This is a genomic window from Fretibacterium sp. OH1220_COT-178, from assembly GCF_003860125.1.
Lineage (GTDB): Bacteria > Synergistota > Synergistia > Synergistales > Aminobacteriaceae > CAJPSE01.
In genome coordinates this window covers 1-20910 of sequence record NZ_RQYL01000027.1, presented here as the reverse complement: position 1 = coordinate 20910, position 20910 = coordinate 1, and the positions used below count along the sequence as shown (strand labels likewise).

Here is a 20910-nt window from a genome sequence, read left to right as displayed (position 1 = left end):
TTGGAAATTGGGATTACGTTCGCGAGGAACGGTAAATGAAGTGGCGTAAAGTCGTGATCGACGTCGGCGCGGGGCCCCGGGAGGCCGTCGCCCCGGAGGTGCTCCCCGCCAGCCGCGCGACGGACGTCCCCGCTTGTCACGGCGGGCGGAGGCCTGGGCACCCGCGGCAATCATCGGGCGGCCAGGTACTTTTTCCGCTCCTCTTGGGGCACCATGCCGCCGCCGGTGGCCCATACGATGTGGGTGGCGTTTTCCAGGCGTTCGTCCCCGAACCGGGCGGCGTACGCCTCGTCCTCCTGGATCCGGGCGTAGCCCGGGAAACCGGCTGTGGCCGAGGGCTCCACAAAGATTCTCTCCCGTTCCCAGAGCTCCGGCACCAGCCGGTCCATCCGGCGGTCCTCCACCGTGAAGAGCCCGTCGAGCAGGTCGCCCACCAGCCGTCCCACCAGCTTCGAGGGGCGGCTGACCGCCAGGCCGTCGGCGATCGTCCTGCCCGTCAGCCCGATGTCCTGCACCGCAATACCGTCGTGCCGGCCGGTCATCACCCCGAGGAGCATGCAGGGGGCCTGAACGGGCTCGGCGAAGAAGCAGTGCGCGTCCCGGCCGTAGATGCGCTTCAGGCCGTAGGCGACTCCGCCCGGCCCGCCCCCTACGCCGCACGGCAGATGGACGAAGAGGGGATGGTCCCCATCGACGGCGATGTCCCGTTCCTCCAGCTGGCGCCGCAGCCTGTCGGCCGCCACGGCGTAGCCCAGAAACAGCGTCCGGGAGTTCTCGTCGTCCACGAAATGGCAGAGCGGATCCGACTCCGCCTGCCTGCGCCCCTCCGCCACGGCCTTCTGATAGTCGCCGGCGTACTCCGCGACCTCGGCGCCCTTTTGCCGAAGGAGATCCTTCTTCCACTGGCGGGCGTCCGCGGACATGTGGACCGTCACCCGAAAGCCGAGCCGCGAGCCCATGATCCCGATGCTCAGCCCCAGGTTTCCGGTGGACCCGACCGTGATCGAATAGCCGGCGAACAGGCGCCGGAACCGCTCGCCGCAGAGTACGGAGTAGTCGTCCTCCTCGCGCAGCATCCCGTTCTCTTTCGCCACGGTCTCGGCGAAGCACAGCACCTCGTAGATGCCGCCGCGGGCCTTGATGGAGCCGGAGATCGGGAGGTCGCCGTCCCGTTTCAGCATCAGGCGGCCCCTGAGGGGCCTCCCTGCACGCCGCGCCAGGTGCTCCCTCATTGCGGGGATCTCCTCGAGCGGGGACTCGATGATCCCGCCGCTCTCCGGGAACGCCCTTCGGATGCAGGGGGCGAAACGGTCCATGCGGGCCGCCGCGTCCGCGATCTCCGCGTCCGTTACCGCGGAGGAAAGGGAGGGCGCACCGCAGCGGGGGTTGAGCCACAGGACCTCCTCCCCGCGCGCCATGTTTTGAACCAGGGGAAATTGAACGGCGATATCGTCCTTCATGCGATTGCGCTCCTGTCGAAACGATTTTCCGGAGGGCCGGAACCGTGGTCAAGGCCAAGCACGCCGGGACGGGCAACCTCTTGCCGGCGTGCCTTCATGCCCATGCTCATCGAACGGGAAAGTCGAAGTAGGTTTCGGGGTAGGGCTCCTTCTCCAGGTTGAAATGCCACCATTCGTATTCGAAGACCGTGAAGCCGCTGAGAATCATTGCGGTGCGCAGAATGGAGCGGTTGGCCTCCTGCCGATCGGTCAGTCCTTCGGCGATGATGTGCGAACGCGAATCCATGAAATCGAAGATCGACCCCATGTCCAGCTCCTGATGCGTCTGCGCGTCCACGATCGTGAGATCGACCGCCCCGCCCCTCGAATGCCCGGACCGCTCGGCGATGTAGCGAAGTTCGAAGAAATCCTTCTTGTCGACCCGGGGGTAGTGGATCGGCTTGCGTCGAATGTCGTCCGTATCCGCCGCCCATCGGCGGAAGTGATCGACCGCCCTCTGGGGGCGATAGGCGTCGTAGAACTTCATCCGGTAGCCTTGCTCCCGCAGGAGTCCGGCGGCCCTGACGCAGCACTCGGCGGCCTCCCGACTCGTGACGACGAGGGGACGTTCGTAGCCGTCGATGCCGCACCCGACGAGGTTGTCCGTGCCCCAGTATTTCGCGTCGACGATGCAGTCCTCGATCCATTCGTCGATGTACACGAAGCCATCCGGCAGCCCCGCTTTGGGAATGCCGAACGTGCTGGCGTTCCTGGCCGTTCTTTCCATGGTTACAGGTACTGCCTCAGCCAGGTTGCGATAAAGAGCGCCAGCGGCGTCCCGATGATGTACCCCCAAAGGCCCACCAGGATGGCGGGCACCACCAGCTCGCCGTACCCCTTGGCGACCGCCATGGCCGCAGCGGAGGCCGGGCCGCCGAGGTTGGCGTTGGAGGATATGCTCAGCTCCTCGATGTTCTGGCGCAGCAGCTTGCCGCAGAGGAGCGTCCAGACGATGTTGATGGCGGCGATCAGGCCGCTGAAGATGAAAAGCAGCGGAGCGGAGACGATGACGTCCTTCAGGACGGCCGGGCACCCGATGACCACGAAAAAGGTGTAGATCAGGAACGTCCCGATCTCCTGAGCGCCCCTGAGCGACTTGAAGTACCGCGGGAAGAGCGTTGCGGCCAGGACCGCGACCAGGGTCAGGATGACGAACTGGTTCCCCAGGATCATGGAGGGCAGGGCGCTCCAGAGGTCCCCGCCCTCAGGGCCTGCAAAGCGGATTTTGAGCCAATTCGCGAGTTTGATCGATACGGTCGACAAGACGAAGGCTGTGGCGATCGTCAGGGCAATATCAAGCAGAGAGACCTCTTTTTTGCCCCAAAACGAGGCGGACATGGTTTTTGCATCGCCATGGAGCGCCCCCTCCTCCTCGAGCTTTGCCTGAAAAGGGTGCCTGAATCGTGCCGTGAAGTACCGGCTGCTGGGAATCCAGAGGAGGACCAGGAACGCCAGGGCCATCATGAAGTTGTCCGAGACCACATAGGCGCTCAAGGTAGAGTCGGAGGTGCGGAGGGACCGGACGACCGCGAAGATGTTGACGCCCCCTCCGATGTAGCCCCCCGTCGCCAGCGCGGCCAGCTTCTCGGGCTCGGGAAGGAAGTTCTTCAGGAGGAAGAAGGCCGCGACGACGCCGATCAGGGTTCCGATGGCGCTGATGTTGAAGCAGAGGAACATTTTGCCGGTATCCCTGAGGATGGACTTGATGTCCGCGCGGAAAAGAAGCATGGAGACCGCCAGGGGGATGCAATAGTCCAGGATCGCATCATAGACGGGAGCCTCCGTCGGAAGAATGCCCAGATTGACGGAGACGATCGCCAGGATCAGCCCGATCACCGGCCCGGAGAGCTTCTCCGCCCACCGATAGTGCTGCTCCGCATAGATGGAGGCCGCCGAGAAAACAACGATGAGCATCCACAAAACCCATGTGTCGTCTGCCGCAACCAACGTCCCGCTCCATAGAAAACCCATTGCAAACACCCCTGCCTTTCTTATGGTAAAGGATCAATGCGTTTTCAGAGTATTTCACTGGGGGTGAATTGTCAAGCCGGAGGGGGAAGGCCGAATCCGGCGCTTTTTAAAGCCCGGCCCTTGTCGGGAACGGCTTCTGCAATCGAAGCAATCCGGCGGAAGAAAGAGGAGTTTTCGTTTTCCGTCACGAGAAACAACGGTCCCGGGAGAAGGCGACGACTTCGTATTCGATGCCCTCGGAGTCCTTGAAGAAAAAGGCGTAATAGTCCTCGCAGTATTCCTTGTAATGGCGCGGCCGGTGGATGATGGTCGCCGGAATGGCCGAGATCTCCCGGTACAGGTCGTCGACCTCGGCTTCGGTTTCGACGCGGAATGCGAGATGATGCAACGCACCCGCTTTGCGCCGGCTGACCGTTTCGCCTGCGAATTGCGGGCGGCGGTTTACGATCCCGAAGGAAAAATTGCGGTTGTGGTACTCCACGATGCGGTATTCATGTTCGGGTACGCAGTCGTGCTCCTTGAGGCCCAGGTCGAAGCCAAGGAGCGGCAACAGCCTGTCGTAGAAGCGCTCCGCCCGCTCGATATCCTCAACGGTTACGTGGATATGGTCGATTCTCGGTTCCATCCGCGTCTACAGCCCCTCCCGGAACGCCTCCGCAGCGGCGACGGCGCGGGCGTGGAAGGCGGCCGCGCGCTCGCGCTTGTTTCGGATCCGCTCCGCCAGGGGCGGGAAGATCCCCAGGTTCGTGTTCATCGGCTGGAAGTGCTTCGGGTCGGCCGTGCGCAGGTAGCGCAGCAGGGACCCCACGGCCGTCTCCGCCGGCCATTCGGGCAGGGGGCTTTGTTGCCCTTGCCCTTGCCCCCGCAGCAGGCAGGCGGCGTTCAGCCCCGCGGCCAGGCCCATCGCCGTGCTCTCCATGTAGCCCTCCACGCCCGTGATCTGACCGGCCAGGAACAGGTCCTGGCGCCCCAGAGGGATGGGGCGCAGGTGCGCGTCCAGAACCGCCGGTGCGTTGACCGAGGTGTTGCGGTGCATCACGCCGAACCGCACGATCTCCGCGCGCTCCAGGCCCGGGATCAGGGCGATCACGCGCCGCTGCTCGCCCCACTTGAGCCCCGTCTGGAACCCCACGAGGTTGTAGAGCGTCCCGTCCGCGTTGTCCCGGCGGAGCTGGACCACCGCCCAGGGCTCCCGCCCGGTCCGCGGGTCGGGGAGCCCCACGGGCTTCATGGGGCCGAACCGCAGCGTGTCCGGCCCCCGGTCCGCGATGGCCTCCACGGGCATGCAGCCCTCGAAGTACATGCCCCTCTCGAAGTCGTGGGGAAGGGCGCGCTCGGCGCTCAGGAGCGCCTCCAGGAACGTCTCGTACTCCTCCCGCGTCATGGGGCAGTTGATGTAGTCGTCGCCGCGCCCGTAGCGTCCGGCGACGTAGGCCCGGTCCATGTCGATGGACTCGCGCGTCACGATGGGGGCCACGGCGTCGAAGAACGCCACGTACTCGTGCCCCAGCCGTTCACGCAGGTCGCCGGCCAGCGCCGCGGCCGTCAGGGGGCCGGTGGCGACGATCGCGGGGCCCGGGGGCAGGACGCGCACCTCCTCGCGGACCAGCGTGATGCCGGGATGCGCGTCGATACGCCGGGTGACGAGCGCGGAAAAACGCTCCCGGTCCACGGCCAGGGCGCCCCCGGCCGGGACCCGCGTCGCGTGCGCGCACTCCAGGATCAGCGACCGGAAGACCGCCAGCTCCGCCTTCAGGATGCCCGCCGCGGCCGTCTCGCCCTCCGCGCCGAAGGAGTTGCTGCACACCACCTCCGCGAGCCGGTCGGTCGTGTGAGCGGGGGTGGCGACGAGGGGCCGCATCTCGAACAGGCGGACCGGGATGCCCCGCTCCGCCAGCTGCCAGGCGGCCTCGCAGCCGGCCAGCCCGCCCCCGACGACATCAATCATCTTCAATCATCGGAGGCCGCTTCCTCCTGCTCCTTGTAGCCGCACCCCTGACAGAAGCGGGTCTTGCCGCGTTTGAACAGCTCCGCCCCGCATTCGGGGCACTTGTCGCCCGTGGGCGGGTTCCAGGAGATGTAGTCGCAGTCGGGGTAGCGGGAGCAGCTGTAGAAGGTCTTACCCTTCTTGCTCCGGCGCTTGACGATCTCCCCGCCGCTCTCCTCGCCGCACTTGGGGCACTTCACGCCGATCGTGGAGAGGATCGCGCGCGTGTAGCGGCATGCCGGGTAGCCGGTGCAGGCGATGAATTCGCCGAAGCGTCCGCGCTTCTTCACCAGCGGATTGCCGCACTCGGGGCAGTCCTCGCCGATCGGCTCGGGCTCCGGAAGGGGCACCCTCTCGGCCCCGCGCGCCTCCTCCACGGTCTTGGAGAACTCCGTCCAGAACTCGCGCACCACGTCCAGCCAGCGGCGCTTGGCCTCCTCGATGTCGTCGAGCTCCTTCTCCATCTGCGCGGTGAAGCCCGTGTCGACGATGGACGACACGTCCTCCCGGTCGAAATAGCGCTTGAGGAACTCGTCCACCGTCATGCCGAGCGACGTCGGGAAGAGGCGCTTCTCGTCGTTCTTCTCCACGTAGCCGCGCCCGAAGAGGGTGTCGACGATCGTGGCGTAGGTGGAGGGGCGTCCCACGCCCTCCTCCTCCAGAGTCTTGATGAGGGTCGCCTCGGAATAGCGGGCGGGCGGGCGGGTGAACTTCTGCTCCTTCTCGGCGCCGACGAAATCGAGGGGCTCTCCCTCCTCCGCCTTGTCCATGCGGTTCCCCTTGAGGTCGAGCGGCCACACGGCGCTCCAGCCCTCGAAGATCAGGCTCTCGCCCAGCTGGCGCATCCCGACGCGCCCGGCCTCCGCCAGCAGCGTGGAGTTGGCCACGACCGCCGGGGCCATCTGGCAGGCGACGAAACGGCGCCAGATCATGTCGTAGAGCCGGAACTGCTCGGAGGTCAGGACGTCCTTGAGGGACTCCGGGGTCAGGGTGACGTCGGTGGGGCGCACGGCCTCGTGCGCGTCCTGGCTCCGGCCCGGAGCGGCGTAGACGTTGGGCTTCTCGGGCAGGTAGGGGGCGTCGTATCCTTCGGCGATGTGGGCGCGGCAGGCCTCGACCGCCTCGGCCGAGAGCCTCAGGCTGTCGGTGCGCATGTAGGTGATCATGCCGACGTGCCCGCGTCCCGGGAGGCTCAGCCCCTCGTAGAGCTCCTGGGCCACCCGCATGGTCCGCCTCGGGGCCATGCCCAGGCGGCGTGCCGCCTCCTGCTGGAGCGTGCTGGTGCGAAAGGGCGGCGGCGGGTTGCGTTTGCCGTTGCGCAGGCGGAACTCCGAGACGCGGATGGGGTTGGCCTCCACCTCGCTCAGAAGCTCGTCCGCCATGGTCCGGCTCTTGATGAGCAGCGGCATCCCGTTCTTCCAGAGGGATTTGCCGTCCAGCCTGTCGACCTTCATCTCGTAGGAACGGCCGCCGGAGGCGGTCGCCCGGACCGTCACGGACCAGTACTCCTCGGGGACGAAGCGGGCGATCTCCCGCTCCCGTTCGCAGATCAGGTCGAGCGCCACGGACTGCACGCGCCCCGCGGAGAGCCCGTAGCGGATCTTGTTCCAGAGCAAGGGGCTGAGCGTGTAGCCCACCAGCCGGTCCAGGATGCGGCGCGCCTGCTGGGCGTCCACCTTGTTCAGGTCCACGACGTCCGGGTTCCGGACGGCGCTGCGCACGGCGCCCGCCGTGATCTCGTAGAAGCGCACGCGGCACTTCTCCGAGAGGTCCAGACCCAGCAGTTCGGCCAGGTGCCAGGCGATGGCCTCGCCCTCGCGGTCGGGGTCGGAGGCCAGCAGGACGTTCGACGCGGACTGCGCCATGGCCGAGAGCTCGTTCTTGATCGCGGCCTTGCCCTTGACCAGGATGTATTCCGGGGCGAAGTCGTGCTCGATGTCGATAGCCATGCGGCTGCGGGGCAGGTCGCGGATGTGCCCGACGCTCGAACGGACGACGTATTTGTTCCCGAGGATGCCGGTCAGCGTCTTGGCCTTGGACGGGGACTCCACGATGACGAGGGTCTTGCCCGCTGCGGACGTTCCCGAGCTCCGCGAGCGCTTCGCGGGCTCGGCCGCGGCTTTTTTGGGGGTAGCACTCTTGACGGTCTTCGTGCCCTTCGAGGCCTTCGCCGCCGAGGTCCGGGCGGGGGCCGGCTTCTTGGCGGCCTTCGTCGTGCGCTTGGCCGGCGTCTTCCTGGTCCGCTCCTCCGGGCCCGGGTCCGTGCCGGACGCGGTGGGCTTCTTCGTGGGGCTCATCGTCAGCAGACCCAGTTGCCCGAAGGGGGCAGGGAGATGGATACGGCAAAGGGGACCTTGAACGACGGGTCCAGAGCGACGGCCTCGAAGAGCGATTCGAAGGTCGACGCGTCGATGGGCGAACCACTCATGACGCCCAGCACCAGGGCCTGCTGGATGGCCCGCTCCGTCACCTCGGGAGGGACGGATTGGGAGTCCATCAGGCATACGGCCAGGGAGCGCGCCTCCTGCGAGAGGTAACGGCGCTCCAGACTGTGGAAGACTCTTTGGGCGCTGACTTTTTGGGATGCGCTCGCTTTTTTCTCGGTTCGGACCGCATCGGCGTGTTTTTTGTCCAAGTTCTTCTCCTTTTGGCGTGACGTCGACGGAACGCGCGTTCCGAGGACGGGGACTTGTCTTCGGGTACGAAGCTATTTATACCATATAATCGGGATTTTGAAGGGGACGTTTTGCGCTTCCCAGGATATCGAGGGCCCGGCCGGAACCCTTCGCGAAAGGTCGCGCGGGGCGAGGCGGCCGGACGGGGGACGCTGAAAAAACAGACGGGGGCCGGACACCGCCGCGCCCGCCCCCACACCGCTTCGGCTCCTTCCCTTTGCGGGTCAGTCCCCGATGTTTCCTCCCGTCGTCTGCACGAAGGAGGCGAGGATCATCCCCGCCGTGCCGACCCCGGCCACCAGGATGACGCCGAGGGAGCCGACGGTTCCGCCCGCCTCGAAGCCCCCGTACAGCAGGGCCTGACCGACGCCGAGCGCCAGGAGCAGGCCGCCGACCCAGCCGCCCACGATGCTGACGACCATGAAGAACCCGCCGATCTTGGACATGGCGCCCGGTACGGGCTGGTCCGCCTCGTTCACGATGTCCGTCCACAGGAGGTCCCATTTCTTGACGCGCGGGTAGAGCACCATCAGGATGGGCATCCCCAGGACGACCGAGGGAATGGAATTGTTCAGCATGATGATGGTGCCCAGCGCCGCGAAGGGCACCATCCCCAGAAGCTCGAGCCCCCAGGCGATGAGGAGCGCGCAGCCCATGGAGCCCGTCAGCGCCGACACGACGTAGGCCGCCGCCTTTCTGTGGGTGGTCACGTTGGGCTCGAGGTCGTGTCTGGGGGCGAGCCCGAGGTTGATCCAGAGCTTGTAGGGGATGTAGGCGAACATGAAGTTGCCGAAGAACCCGAAGAGGCTGCCGATCCCGAGAGACCCGAAGAAGTCCCCGATGAGGTTGCCGATGGCCGAGCCCCAGGCGCCGGCGGGCCCGAAGAGCAGGCCCAAAACGACCGGCAGCGCGCTTGCGGGCCGGAACTCGGTGACGCCGGGGATGAGGACGAACCCCTTGAACGGGATCAGCAGGGCCGCGTACAGGCCGGCGCAGAGGGCCACGAGGACCACCATTTTCGTCTTGCCCCACATGGAAAAAACTTCCTTCATAAGTCACACGCTCCCTTTTTTATGGAAAAGTTTTGTAGTGAACCCCGGGCATGGGCTCCGGGCCTTCAGGAATCAGAAGCTGCCCCAGGGGAAGAGGCCGGCCCAGGCCGTGTAGGCTCCGGGAACCAGCTTCAGGGCCAGCAGGGCCGCGAACAGCGCGAGCCCCAGGACGATCGCGGCGTAGTCGCGAGCCCCGAGCTTCAGTTCCAGCAGCGTCGTGCGCGAGGAGCTGTAGCCGAACCCCTTGGACTCGAGCGCCATGGAGAAGACGTTGGTGCTCCGGATCAGCGACACGAGGGTGGGGATGACCAGCGGGATGTGCTTGCGGATGCGGGCCAGGAGGTTCCCGGAGTCCAGGTCGAGCCCCCGGGACCTCTGCGCCTGGATGATCGTGTAGCTGGTCTCGACGATCATGGGCACCAGACGAATGGCCGTGGCGAAGGCGAAGGCGCCCCGGTACGGGAGCCCCAGTTTGACCAGCCCCTCGGCGATCTCCTCGATCTTGGTGGTGCTCAGGAAGATCATGCCCGCCACGATCATGAGGTCCGTCTTGAGGGCGACCATCGCGCCGTAGAGGACCCCGGAGAGGGAGAGGGTTCCCCGCGCCAGGGGCCAGACCGTCAGGCAGAAGAGGGCGATCATGATCAGCACGCCGCGGATGCGCCGGAGGTTCGAGAGCGCGCGTCCCAGCGCGCCGACGATCAGCACCAGGCCCGTCAGGATCAGCAGTATCGGGATGTCCCGGAACATCAGGGCCATGGCGAAGCTCAGCACCGTCAGCAGGATCTTGGTCCGCGGGTCGAGCCTGTGGATGGGGGTGTCCCTGTCGAGGTACAGGAAGAGGTCCATCAGGCGTCCCTCCCCTCGCCGGCCCGGGTGCAGTGGGCCAGCTCTTCGACGGAGAGGACCGTGCGCCCGAGGCGGTTGCCCAGCTCCACGATGTGGGGCGGCCTCAGGTGCGAGGCGGCCAGCTCGTCCGTGCGCGCCAGGACCTCCCGTGCGGGACCGTCCAGCAGCACCCGGCCGTCCTTCATCGTCACGATCCGGTGGGCGTACTCCGCCACCACCCACAGGGTGTGGGTGATCATGACGATGGTCTGCCCCGCCTCGTTGAGCTTCCGGATCAGCTCCATCATCCGTTTCTGCTCGCCGTAGTCGAGCCCGGTGGTGGGCTCGTCCAGGATGATGACGCCGGGCCGCGCCGAGAGCACGGACGCCACGGCGACCCTCTGGCGCTCGCCCTTGCCGAGCGTGAAGGGGTCCCGCTTCTCGTAGCCCTGAAGCCCGACGGCCTCCAGCGCCTCGGTCACGCGGGAAGCGACCTCCCCGGCGGAGCAGCCGCGGATCCTCGGGCTGAAGGCGACCTCGTCGAAGACGTTGTCCGCGAAGATCTGGTGGTCGGGGTTCTGGAAGACGTACCCCACCTCCCTGCCGATCTCGAAGACCGAGTGCTTCGTCGTGTCCTTCCCCCGGATCAGCGCCCGCCCCGCGCTCGGGAGCAGCAGGCCGTTGAAGTGCTTCACCAGCGTCGTCTTGCCGCTGCCGTTGTGTCCCAGGACGGCCACGAACTCGCGCTCCCGGATCCTCAGGCTCACGTCGTTCACCGCGCTCCCGCCGTTGGGGTAGACGTGGGTCAGCCCCTCGATCTCCACGACCGTCTCGCCGTAGCGCGCCTCCCGCTCCGCGTCGCGGTCCAGGAGCTCCCGGTACCTCGCGTCGTCGAGGGCCAGGCCCCTGCTGCGGAAGAACTCCGCCCCCTCGTCGGGGAGCAGCGGCAGCGCCTCCGGAGGGCGGACGTTCAGCCCGGCGAAGAACTGGGGGACCTGGAGAGGACGGATGCCCGCCTCCGCGACGAGCGCCGCGTCCCGAAGCAGGTCCCCGGGGGCGCCGTCGGCCAGGATGCGGCCCTTTTTCATCAGGATCAGGCGCTCGGCGTGCAGGGCTTCCTCGGTCTCGTGCTCGACGATGATCAGGGTCAGGTCGCCCTGTGCGCGCAGCCCCTCGGCCAGGGTGAAGACCTCGATCTTCCCCATGGGGTCGAGGTCCGTGGTGGGCTCGTCCATGCAGAGGACCGACGGGCGGGCGGCCAGCACGGACCCGATGGCCAGGCGCTGCTTCTGCCCGCCGGACAGGGTGGCGGGGTGGCGTCCCCCGAAGCCCTCCAGGTTGACCGTGGACAGGACGTCGCCGATGCGCGGGGCGATCTCCTCCCTCGGGACCCCGAAGTTCTCGGGCCCGAAGGCGATCTCCAGCCCGGCGTTGGTGGAGAAGAGCTGGGCCTCGAAGTCCTGGAAGACCAGGCCGATCTCCCGGGCCATCCGGCTGACGGGGGTGGTCCGGGCCGGGAGCCCGTTCACCGTCACGGAGCCCTCGTACCGCCCCCGGATGAAGTGGGGGATCAGCCCGTTGAGGCTGTTCGCCAGGGTGGACTTGCCCGCGCCGCTCTCGCCCATGATCACGACGAACCGGCCGCGCTCCACCTCCAGGTTCAGCGCGTTCAGGGCCGGGGATTCGCCCCCTCGGTAGGTGAAGGAGAAGTCCCGGACCTCCACGGCCTTTTCAGCGTTGTTCTGCAATTCTTCGCGTCCTCCGTCTCCTCTTCTTCGGGATATTGCGCCCCGATGTGGGAAGTGGTGAAGTTCTGCGGTCTATTGTGCGTATTCCGGATGGGGTTGTCAAGGATCGAGGACTCGCCCGCGGCGCGGGCGTGCTTGGCATTCCCCGTGCTGCAGCTCATCCCGAGGCCGTTTTGCGTCCGGGGCGCCCGTTCGTCGGGGCCGTTTTCATCCCCGCTGTCCGTAGGTCTTGAACTTCTCCAGGGCGACGTCCATGTCCCGGTCCAACAGCGGCACGGGCGTCCCGACGGCCAGGGAGCGGCAGTAGACCTCGCAGACGAACTCGATCTCCTCGGCCGTGTCGAAGGCGTAGGCCGGGGTGGGGCCCGCGGCCAGCAGCCCGTGGTTGCCCAGCAGCACCGCGTAGCGGTCCCTCATCCCGTCGCAGGCCAGCCGGGCCAGCTCGGGGGTCCCGAAGGGGGCGTAGGGCGTGCAGCGCACGCTGCGGCCGGCGAAGCCGATCAGATAGTGGACGGGCGGCAGCTCGCGGTGCAGGCAGGCCAGCACGGTCGCGTAGGGGGAGTGCGTGTGGACCACCGCCCCGACGTCCTCCCGTTCCCGGTAGAGCAGGCGGTGCATGTCCGACTCGCTGGAGGGCCGCCGCGAGCCCTCCGCCACGCGCCCCTCCAGGTCCATGACCACCACGTCCGCGCTTTCCGTCTCGAAGTAGTCCATCCCCGAGGGGCTGATGGCGAAGAGCCCCTTCGCGCGGCAGAACACGCTGACGTTTCCCCCCGTCCCCCGCGTCAGCCGATGCGTCACGAGCCTCCGGCCGTACGCGACGACCGCCTCGCGCTCCTCCTTAAGCAGCATTGCACAATCGCTCCTCCCCGAAAAAGTCCGTCTGCCCGTCGCCCGCATTCCGCTTCCTTCCTTAAAAATATAGGGAGGATGATCGGAACGAGGACGAAAGAGCCCCGTGCTTTCGCCCCGAGGGCCATGCGGTGCCCCGGCCCGATTTTCCGGGGCCCGAAGCCGGGGTCTCCGCTGATATAATAACCATAACGGGGCTCTTTTCAAAGTCGGGCCGGTACGGGGAGGTGTGGGGGTACGGATATTGGAGGAAGATTTTCGGACGATCCAAAGCCGCGTTTGACCTCTGCCGAGCGCGAGGATATGGAGCGGCTCCGGGAGCAGGGCGACCTTCCCGACGTTATCGACCGCTCCACGGACCTTTATTTTCGTTTCCTGCTCGGCACGCCCGCGCGCATGGGCTTGCTGCGGGACCTGATCAATTCCATATTCGGCGCCTTGGAATACCCTCTTTTGCGGACGGTCACACTTGCGGATACGGAGCGGGAGCCCGAGGTCAGGGGCGCCAAATACGCGCGCCTGGACCTGACGGCGACGGACGACCTCGGCCGCAGCCTCCACATCGAGATGCAGCGCGACGCCTACACCCACTTCGAGAAACGCTGCCTTTACTACCTCTGCCGGAACTACACGCGGCGTCTCAACGTCAGGGAGGGCTACGGCAAGTTGACGCCCGTCGTCTCCATTTCATTGCTGGGCTTCGAACTTTTCGGCGGCGACGAACGCGGCCTGTGGGATTTCGCTCTGATCAACCCGGCGACGGGCCGCCGCCTGATGAAGAGCGACGATCTGCTGCTGATCTATGTGGAGCTGGAGAAATTCGCCCGCCCCCTCAAGGCGCTGCGTCAAAAGCTCAAGAAAAACCCCGGCTACGTCATGACCCCGGAGGAGCGGGCTCTGGTCTGGGGCGGTTACATCAACAACGAGTCGGACGGGCTGGCCCTGATGGGGGAAAGCCTGGCTGCGGATTCCGTTTTTTCGGAGGTGAGCGAGGTGGAACAGCAGTTCTGGAGCGAACCGGAGAACCGTTATTATCAGCTGCGGGAACTGATGACGCAGCTGGATATCAAGGCGATCCAGGAGACGAGGCTGGCGGAGGCGACGGACCGGGCCATGGCCAAGGGTATGGCGAGGGGTATGGCCAAAGGTATGGCCAAAGGTATGGCCGAGGGCGTGGCGAAGGGCATGGCCGAGGGAATGGCCGAGGGTGTGGCCAAAGGCATAGCCGAGGAGCGGCGGCGTCTGGCGGAAAGGCTCCTCGCCTCCGGCATGGCGGCGGAGCGGGTCGCGGAGCTGACGGGGCTCCCCCGGGAGGAGCTTCCGTGCGGGGCCGATACGGACGAGCACCGCTGAGAGCGGCTTGCACCTCCCTGAGGGGGCCGTCCCCCTCGGCGGGACGCCCGGCGCAAAATTCTTGAGGAAACGAGGACCATCCTTATGGAACACCTTTTCGCCACGTGGCGCATGGCCTACATCGCGGCCCCCAAGCACCGGGGCTGCATCTTCTGCGACTTTCCCGCGGAGAACCGGGACGGGGAGCGGTACATCCTCCACCGCGGGGAGTCCTGCTTCGTGATCCTGAACCTCTACCCCTACAACCCCGGGCACCTGATGGTGGTGCCCTACCGTCACACCAACGTCTACGAGTCGCTGACCGACCCCGAGGCCATGGAGATGCACCGGCTCACGGCGCGCGCGGTGGCGGTGCTCAAGCGCGAGATGGGCCCCGACGGCTTCAACATCGGCATCAACCTGGGGCACCCGGCGGGGGCGGGGGTGGAGGGGCACCTGCACCGGCACGTCGTCCCGCGCTGGAGCGGGGATAACAACTTCATGCCCGTCCTGGCCGACACCCGGGTGGTGCCGGAGTGCCTGGACGCGACCTACCGCAAGCTCCTCGCCGCGTGGGGCGGGGCCTGAGGGGATGGACGCCTCCGGGCTCGGTCCGGACGCCTACCTGGAGCCCGCGGGGCCCGCGAGGACGGAGGAGAAGGTCAAGCGGTCGCTCTTCATCGGGCACCTCGCGCCCTGCCGGGACGAGGCGGAGTGCCGCGCCTTCCTGGGCTCGGTCCAGGCCGCCCACAGGGACGCGACGCACAACTGCTGGGCCTGGCTCCTGGGGCCCGACCCGGAGACGGAGCACTGCTCCGACGACGGCGAGCCCTCCGGGACGGCGGGGCGCCCCATTCTGGGAGAGATCAAAAGGAGCGGCACGGTCAACGTCATGGTGGTGGTGACGCGCTACTTCGGGGGCGTCAAGCTGGGGGTGCGCGGCCTGATCGAGGCCTACGGGCAGGCCGCGGCGGGGGTCCTGGCCGCGGCGGGCCGCACGGAGCGGCGGCTGACGCGCCCCGTGGAGGTCCGGCTGGCCTACCCCGCCATCGGCTTCGTGACGCGCCTTCTGGAGGAGCACGGGGCGGGGGAGTCGCCCGCCTGGAGCTACGGAGCGGAGGTCTGCGTGCGCTCTCGGGTCCCGCTGTCCCGCTCCGCGGCGCTGTTTGCGGCGCTGGAGGAGCTGAGGGCGCGGGGTGCGATCGGGGCGTGGTCGGCGCCGGAGTGAGAATGGGTGCCGAAGAAGGTCGGTGAACAGGAGGTTGTGCTATGGACTGGGACGCGAAGGGGGACGTGCTTTATCCGACGCTGGCATCTCTTACGGACGAACAGCTGGAGGCGGCGCTGGACGAAGGGCGGATCTACCGTCTCAACGACCGTTTCTTCAAGTTCCTGTTCGGTCGAGAGGATCGCAAGCACCTGTTTTTGGATCTTGTCAACGCGCTCGTGTTCCCCGACGGTGGTCCGGGCTTCACCGGTTTCGAGTACGCCAGCCGCGAGCTCTCCGCCACGCGGTCGGATGGCAAGGATTGCTATCTGGACATCTGTTATTGATGTCACTATTCACGTCGAAGCCGAAGCCACGGGGCTTCGTTTCGACGTAAGCGACCAACGCGCCTCACGGGGCTGTCGCCTCGTGGAAGGCGGTTGTCTGCTTATACCCCCAACGTTCAGCATATTATCTCAGTGCGCTGCATGCCTCCCAGATGAATTCGGGGCAATCGTACCTGGAGCTGAAGCGTACGATCTCGGTTCATATTCTTGCGTTCGGCCTGTTTGAGGGAGATCGTTTCCGCCGCGCGTTCTGTCTGTGCGATGAGGAGACGGGCGAGAAGCTGTGCGACGATTTGATGCTGGTCTACCTTGAGGTTTCGAAGTTCGCTAAGAGTAGGCCCCCGCGCAGCCGCTTGGAGTATTGGCTTTTGTATCTGGCAGGAATGGAGGCGAGGAAGATGCCGGAGCCGATGTCGAGGGACCCGATGATTGGTCAGGCTTTGGATTTGGAGAAACTGTTTTTGCAGAGCCGCGAGGAGCGCTTGAATTACCTTATGAGCTATAAGGCGATGCGGGATGCGATGACGATGGATGAGACCATCCGCCGTACCGCTATGGCCGAGGGCAGGGCCGAGGGCAGGGCCGAGGGCAGAGCCGAGGGTAAGGCCGAGGGCAGAGCCGAGGGGCGGCGGGAAGGCCAGGTCGAGCTTCTTTTCTCCCTTGTGCGCGATGGCCTTCTTTCGGTCGAGGAGGCGTCCTCCCGTGCCGGCATGACGAAGGATGCATTTGTGTCTCGGATGGGGAAGGCCGGCAAAAGCAGCGCCCGTTTGGAGTGACGTTGACGCCCTGTGGTCAGGCTTTGGATTTGGAGAGGCTGTTTCTGCGGAGCCGCGAGAAGCGCTGAAGTTACCTTAAGAACTACAGGGCGATGCGGGCCGGGATGGTGAAGGAATAGGCGCTTTCTGGAGGAGCACGGGGCGGGGGAGTCGCCCGCCTGGAGCTACGGTGCGGAGGTCTGCGTGTGCTCTTGGGTCCCGCTGTCCCGCTCCGTGGCGCTGTTTGCGGCGCTGGAGGAGCTGAGGGCGCGGGGTGCGATCGGGGCGTGGAGCGAACTTTAGGGTGGTTTTTGCCATTTTTTGCGGCAAAAAGGCGTAACGGGTCTTGCATTGCTTGCGTATTTCCGTGTATAATTTGACCTCAAAGGGCGTATGTTGTCTTTGTGCATTTGTGTTTGAGCTCCAGGCGCCCTTTGGAGAAGCTGCGCGGACGTTTTGGTTTTCAAGGGTTCGGAAGGACGCAGCGTAACGAATTGGGAAGGGAGTGGTCGACGGCATCGGGCAGAATCTCGGGTCTCCGCCGTGCCCGGTCTTTTATCGGCGGTGCGTGGTCCCCGGCGGGTCCGGGGGCGTGTTATCGCAATAGGGAGGGATAACAGGCAGTAAAGGATTTTTGTCCGCCGCAGTAAGGGAAGGGGCGGACGCGCGTAGAGAGAGGGAATCCGTTCGGCGGAGAACGGTGCCCTTACGGGCCGGAGGTCGCAGGGTGGATTCGAATTTGGAAGGAGGAATTCAGGTTGAACAAGAAACTGAAGTTGTTTGGCTTGCTGGCGCTGACGTTGGCGTTGGGGGCTGGCGTGGCTTGGGCAGCTTTGCCGGATCACGTGTTGCCGGGTAATTGGATGGACGACATCAAAACGGCAGTTGCAGGGGCTAATGCGTACAACACCATCAGCGGCAACGGTACTCAGCTTGGTAGCGTAAAGACTGATGATGCTGCCAGCCCGAACTTCCTGCAGATCCTGCAGTTGAACGCGGACGCGGGGAATACGGTGACCCTTGCTCCCAGAGCTACGGGCAACAAGGTCTTTCAGGAGTCCGTTGCCGCTCGTGCGGTTCAGGTCCTTGTCAACAACGGCAATAGTGGCAAGGTCGTTATCAGGGCGTCGAATGGCGATGATCCTAAAGTAGTGGGAGGTAATGACTACTTTACTCGCTACCATGGCGGTACGGTCCAGATGGGGGGAACCCTGGGTGTGACCAACAACAACGCCTTGGGCCAGCGCTGGGTCGGCGTGGTGGGCAGCCGCACCGAGGCCAGGGCGCCCGTGTTCCAGGTCGAGGAAGTGGACAAGCTGCAGCTGGGCGTGAACGATCCCAAGAATCGTCCTACTTTCCAGCCGTTCTTCCTGATGCGGAATACCGCCGACGGCGGTGCTGCGGCCGATCTGCGTTACGTCAAGGTCAATGCCGATGCGGTATCCTCGAAACTTCAGGGACTTACGCTCCATCATGGTCTCAGCCAGCGCAACTTTGGTGCCCCGGCTTCTGGCGCAGGTACAGCCAATGATACCTTTGTTACGGCTGCGGATGCCGCTGCGGGAGAGTTTGTCCGTTTGATCAAACAGGGGAAGGGGTCTCTGTTTATCAACGGCGACACCACCAGCCTTGCTGCGGCAGCAGAGGGCATGGTTGCCCTGCCGGATGAGTGGGCACTGGCGGGAATTCGGGGTTATAAGGCAGTTGACGGAGCACACCATCAGGGCGGAACGGTCGTCGAGGCCGGCATCCTCCAGGTCGACGCTGGAAACGCCTCCGTGCCCAACGACCACTTCCGCGGCTCGCTGGGCAAGGTGTGGGCTGCGTTCCAGGGCTCGCTTTCTGCGACGGCCACCCCCTACGACCCGGCGTCCTATCTTGCCCGTGTTATTGAGTCTGCTCCTGCCGCGGCTGATGGTGCTGCTGGGGGCGCTATTTACAACCCGCTGTTCATTCTCAACGACGCCAAGGTCATGGTGAACCGCAGCCAGTTCTTCAGCGACTTCAACGTGGCCAAGGACGCGACCTTCCATGTGGACGAGTACACGCTGGCGGGCACCAACTACAACCCGCAGATCGCGGTGACGCTGGACGACAACGATTCCAAGGCCGATGGTCTGTTGGAGGGCAAGTTCGACTTGGTTCTGAATTCTATCTCCGCCGTGAACTTCCCGACCAATGCCCCGAGGAGCGCTGCTATCAACGTTGACGCCCAGGCCATCTTCTTCATCAACAACCCCGACAACAAGATCTTTGCATCGGGCGATACCCTGGTGGCCAACGGCGTCCTGGAGATCATGGGTGCCAAATCCATCGGCGGCGGTCAGGTGACGATCGGCGCGACGGGCGGCAACGGCCTTCCCGACCGCGGGTTCTCAACCCCTGTTGCCCCTGCTGCCGGTCTGGGTACCTTTGCAGCGGCCAAGACCTTCAAGCTGGAGAACGTGACCGTTGGCCAGCCCGGCGGTGCGGTGGCGGTGGAGCGCGGCGAGACCCTGTCCTTCAAGGACATCACCCTCAACAACATGGGCACGGCGGACGTGGACAGCTTCCGCATCAATCCCGTGGGAGTGGCGCTGGGCGAAGGGTACCTTAACAATGCTGGCGGCGACCCGTTCCCGGCGACTCTGGTTTTGACGAATCCTCTACCGGGCAGCTGGACCGATTCGGCCACGGTGGCGTTCGGCGCAATGGGTTCCGATGATGCCAAGTACAGTGTCGAGGGCGTTCTGCGCAATCCGACCCGCGTGGACGTGGAGCGCGGCGTGTGGCAGTTGAACGGCTTCCCGGTTCCGACTACAGCCCAGGTCGCGGCGGGCGAGAAGCCCTTCATGAACGTCTATGTCTACCCGACGGCGGCTCTCTCCCTGGCCAAGGACGTCAACGACTTCAGCAATCTTATGGATCTGAAGGTCACCGACGACAGCCGCATCCGCGTTGTGCTGCGCGACAGCGACATCGCCGCGACCCGCAGCGAGGCCATGGCCAAAGAGCCGGTCTTCCAGGCGCATCACGTTGATTACTCCGCTCTTGGTGCCGGAGCCCAGAACAAGGACCGTCGTCTGGTCATCCAGCTGGACCCCACGCAGCTGACGGGCAGTATGATCAAGAAGGGCTGGGTCAAGCTGGTCTTCTCGCCCGACGCGAAGAACTGGAACAATCTGCACTACCTGCGCGAGTACACGCCGGGGCTGACCTACGAGGACTATGCGAAGGTCCGCATCACCTGGACCACGACGTCCGACATCGTGAAGAACGCCGTGGCTCACGTGGACGAGAACAGCTACACGATCCTTGTCGAGGTGGGCGAGGATGTCAATGATCCCGTCAACCCGGGCACGCCTCCCGCGGTCGAGAAGGACCTGAAGGCTGTGATTACGGCTCCCGCCGAGGTGAAGGTGGGCTCCATGGTCACCTTCGAGCTGGGCAAGTGGACCTACACGAAGGCTTCCGGCGACGTCGAGGTTCAGGACGTCAAGTGGATGCTGGACGGCGTCGACAAGACGGCCGACGTGAAGGACAGCAAGCTGACCGTGAAGGCCGAGAAGGAGGGCACGATGAATCTTGTCGTGACCGCCAAGCTGAAGGCCGATCGCTGGGTTTGCGGGCCTGGCCCTGCTCCTTGCGGCTCCTCTGTTCCTGCGCAAGAGGGACTAGTCTCGGAAACAAACGAACCTGAGGGCGGCTGCCCCAGCGCCCTCAAGTAGCAAAAGGCGACAAGAATCGGGCGGTCCTTTTGGGCCGCCTGATTCTTTTTGCTATACTGTACGGTAAGGACGGGAAAAACCGGAAACTGGAAAAAAGTGCGGCGCGGGGTGAAGCGGATGGCATTGAGGGATGACGAGGTATTCCGTGTTTCGGATCGGGAGCTCGAGGCCTGTATCCGGATGTCGAATCCTTTGAACGACGCGCTTTTCAAATATCTTTTTGCGTCGAAGGAGAATAAGGAAAATCTTCTTCGCCTGTTGAACGACACGCTGGGGCCGGAGCGCTGCATCGTGGACGTGGAGTATCTGGACCGGGAGAGCGATGCCCGGAGGTTCGAGGGGCGCTCTTCCTTTGTGGACGTTCTGGCTCGCTCGGAGGACGGCCGTGTTTTTCACGTCGAGGTCCAGCTTCTGGACGAGGGCTATTTTTTTGAGCGTGTGGCGTATTATGCGGCGTGCAGTCTGGCGGACCAGTTGTCGAAGGGCGACGGGTACGAGTGTCTGAGGCCGGTGGTGTTCGTGTCGCTTTTGAGGTACGAGCTTTTCCCGGGAAGGCCGGAAACGTGGCGTTCGGTCCACAGGGTTTTGGACGTGGAGGATCACCGTTGCTACAACGACTTGCTGGAATTTCAGTTTTTCGAGCTGCCGAAGCTGGAACGTCTTTTTGGGGCAGGTTTTCTGGGAGGAGAAAAGGAGACGGGATTGGAGCGCCTCCTTCGGTACCTTGGGAGGATAGGAGGGGATGAGGAGATGGAGCGTCTGGCGGAGCAGGACCCCGGAATCGAGCGGTTGAGAAAGGGAGAACGGTCTTTTTTCCGGACGCCGGGCAATCTGGCGTCGTACCGGATGCACGAGCGGGCGGAGACGGACTACAGGAACGCGTTGCGGTATCGCGAGGCGAAAGCGAGGATGGAAGGCGAGGCCAGAGGTGAGGCCAGAGGTGAGGCCAG

The 20910-nt window shown here is 65.0% G+C and carries 17 protein-coding genes and 1 pseudogene; 7 read left to right on the top strand and 11 right to left on the bottom strand.

The window, feature by feature from the left end:
* Nucleotides 1–170: 170 nt before the first annotated feature.
* The 11 genes from EII26_RS10720 to EII26_RS10670 all read right to left on the bottom strand — a co-directional run bounded on the left by EII26_RS10720 (nt 171) and on the right by EII26_RS10670 (nt 12612).
* Complete coding sequence (locus EII26_RS10720; RefSeq protein WP_124889158.1) at nt 171–1460, bottom strand: D-serine ammonia-lyase; 1290 nt, start codon at nt 1458–1460, stop codon at nt 171–173.
* Between the two features lie 106 nt (nt 1461–1566).
* Entirely contained in the window at nt 1567–2226 is a 660-nt protein-coding gene (locus EII26_RS10715; protein WP_124889157.1) for a M15 family metallopeptidase, read from the bottom strand.
* 2 nt (nt 2227–2228) lie between these two features.
* Nucleotides 2229–3413 carry a DUF819 family protein gene (locus tag EII26_RS10710; protein ID WP_158612283.1) on the bottom strand — a complete coding sequence of 395 codons (1185 nt, stop codon included), beginning with the start codon at nt 3411–3413 and terminating at the stop codon, nt 2229–2231.
* 241 nt (nt 3414–3654) lie between these two features.
* Nucleotides 3655–4095 carry a VOC family protein gene (locus EII26_RS10705; RefSeq protein WP_124889155.1) on the bottom strand — a complete coding sequence of 147 codons (441 nt, stop codon included), beginning with the start codon at nt 4093–4095 and terminating at the stop codon, nt 3655–3657.
* Nucleotides 4096–4101: 6 nt separating this feature from the next.
* Nucleotides 4102–5418: a methylenetetrahydrofolate--tRNA-(uracil(54)-C(5))-methyltransferase (FADH(2)-oxidizing) TrmFO gene (gene trmFO, locus EII26_RS10700; RefSeq protein ID WP_124889180.1), complete on the bottom strand. Its 1317-nt coding sequence runs from the start codon at nt 5416–5418 to the stop codon at nt 4102–4104.
* Nucleotides 5419–5420: 2 nt separating this feature from the next.
* Nucleotides 5421–7754, bottom strand: coding sequence for a type I DNA topoisomerase (gene topA / locus EII26_RS10695; protein WP_124889154.1), 2334 nt, complete (start codon nt 7752–7754; stop codon nt 5421–5423).
* Between the two features lie 2 nt (nt 7755–7756).
* Nucleotides 7757–8092 carry a hypothetical protein gene (locus tag EII26_RS10690; protein WP_124889153.1) on the bottom strand — a complete coding sequence of 112 codons (336 nt, stop codon included), beginning with the start codon at nt 8090–8092 and terminating at the stop codon, nt 7757–7759.
* 264 nt (nt 8093–8356) lie between these two features.
* Nucleotides 8357–9184 carry a QueT transporter family protein gene (locus tag EII26_RS10685; protein WP_124889152.1) on the bottom strand — a complete coding sequence of 276 codons (828 nt, stop codon included), beginning with the start codon at nt 9182–9184 and terminating at the stop codon, nt 8357–8359.
* Between the two features lie 72 nt (nt 9185–9256).
* Nucleotides 9257–10033: an energy-coupling factor transporter transmembrane component T family protein gene (locus tag EII26_RS10680; RefSeq protein WP_124889151.1), complete on the bottom strand. Its 777-nt coding sequence runs from the start codon at nt 10031–10033 to the stop codon at nt 9257–9259.
* Nucleotides 10033–11760 carry an ABC transporter ATP-binding protein gene (locus tag EII26_RS10675; protein ID WP_124889150.1) on the bottom strand — a complete coding sequence of 576 codons (1728 nt, stop codon included), beginning with the start codon at nt 11758–11760 and terminating at the stop codon, nt 10033–10035. The genes EII26_RS10680 and EII26_RS10675 overlap by 1 nt, the downstream gene beginning before the upstream one ends.
* Before the next feature lie 207 nt (nt 11761–11967).
* Nucleotides 11968–12612: an L-fuculose-phosphate aldolase gene (locus EII26_RS10670; protein ID WP_124889149.1), complete on the bottom strand. Its 645-nt coding sequence runs from the start codon at nt 12610–12612 to the stop codon at nt 11968–11970.
* A gap of 279 nt (nt 12613–12891) precedes the next feature.
* Here EII26_RS10670 and EII26_RS10665 point away from each other — a divergent pair, with 279 nt between their 5' ends.
* The 7 genes and pseudogenes from EII26_RS10665 to EII26_RS10635 all read left to right on the top strand — a co-directional run.
* On the top strand, nt 12892–13965 hold the full coding sequence (locus EII26_RS10665) for an Rpn family recombination-promoting nuclease/putative transposase (RefSeq protein WP_124889148.1): 1074 nt from the start codon (nt 12892–12894) through the stop codon (nt 13963–13965).
* Nucleotides 13966–14049: 84 nt separating this feature from the next.
* A complete protein-coding gene (locus EII26_RS10660) occupies nt 14050–14532 on the top strand; it encodes an HIT family protein (RefSeq protein ID WP_124889147.1) in 483 nt (160 codons plus the stop codon).
* 4 nt (nt 14533–14536) lie between these two features.
* On the top strand, nt 14537–15172 hold the full coding sequence (locus EII26_RS10655) for an IMPACT family protein (RefSeq protein WP_124889146.1): 636 nt from the start codon (nt 14537–14539) through the stop codon (nt 15170–15172).
* 41 nt (nt 15173–15213) lie between these two features.
* Nucleotides 15214–15498: a PD-(D/E)XK nuclease family transposase gene (locus EII26_RS10650; RefSeq protein ID WP_124889145.1), complete on the top strand. Its 285-nt coding sequence runs from the start codon at nt 15214–15216 to the stop codon at nt 15496–15498.
* 116 nt (nt 15499–15614) lie between these two features.
* A pseudogene (locus EII26_RS10645) lies at nt 15615–16274 on the top strand (Rpn family recombination-promoting nuclease/putative transposase); the annotation flags it as partial.
* A 737-nt stretch (nt 16275–17011) separates the two neighbouring features.
* Nucleotides 17012–19960 carry a hypothetical protein gene (locus EII26_RS13455; RefSeq protein WP_233572715.1) on the top strand — a complete coding sequence of 983 codons (2949 nt, stop codon included), beginning with the start codon at nt 17012–17014 and terminating at the stop codon, nt 19958–19960.
* A 117-nt stretch (nt 19961–20077) separates the two neighbouring features.
* On the top strand, nt 20078–20910 hold an 833-nt coding region (locus EII26_RS10635; RefSeq protein WP_124889143.1), incomplete at its 3' end, for an Rpn family recombination-promoting nuclease/putative transposase.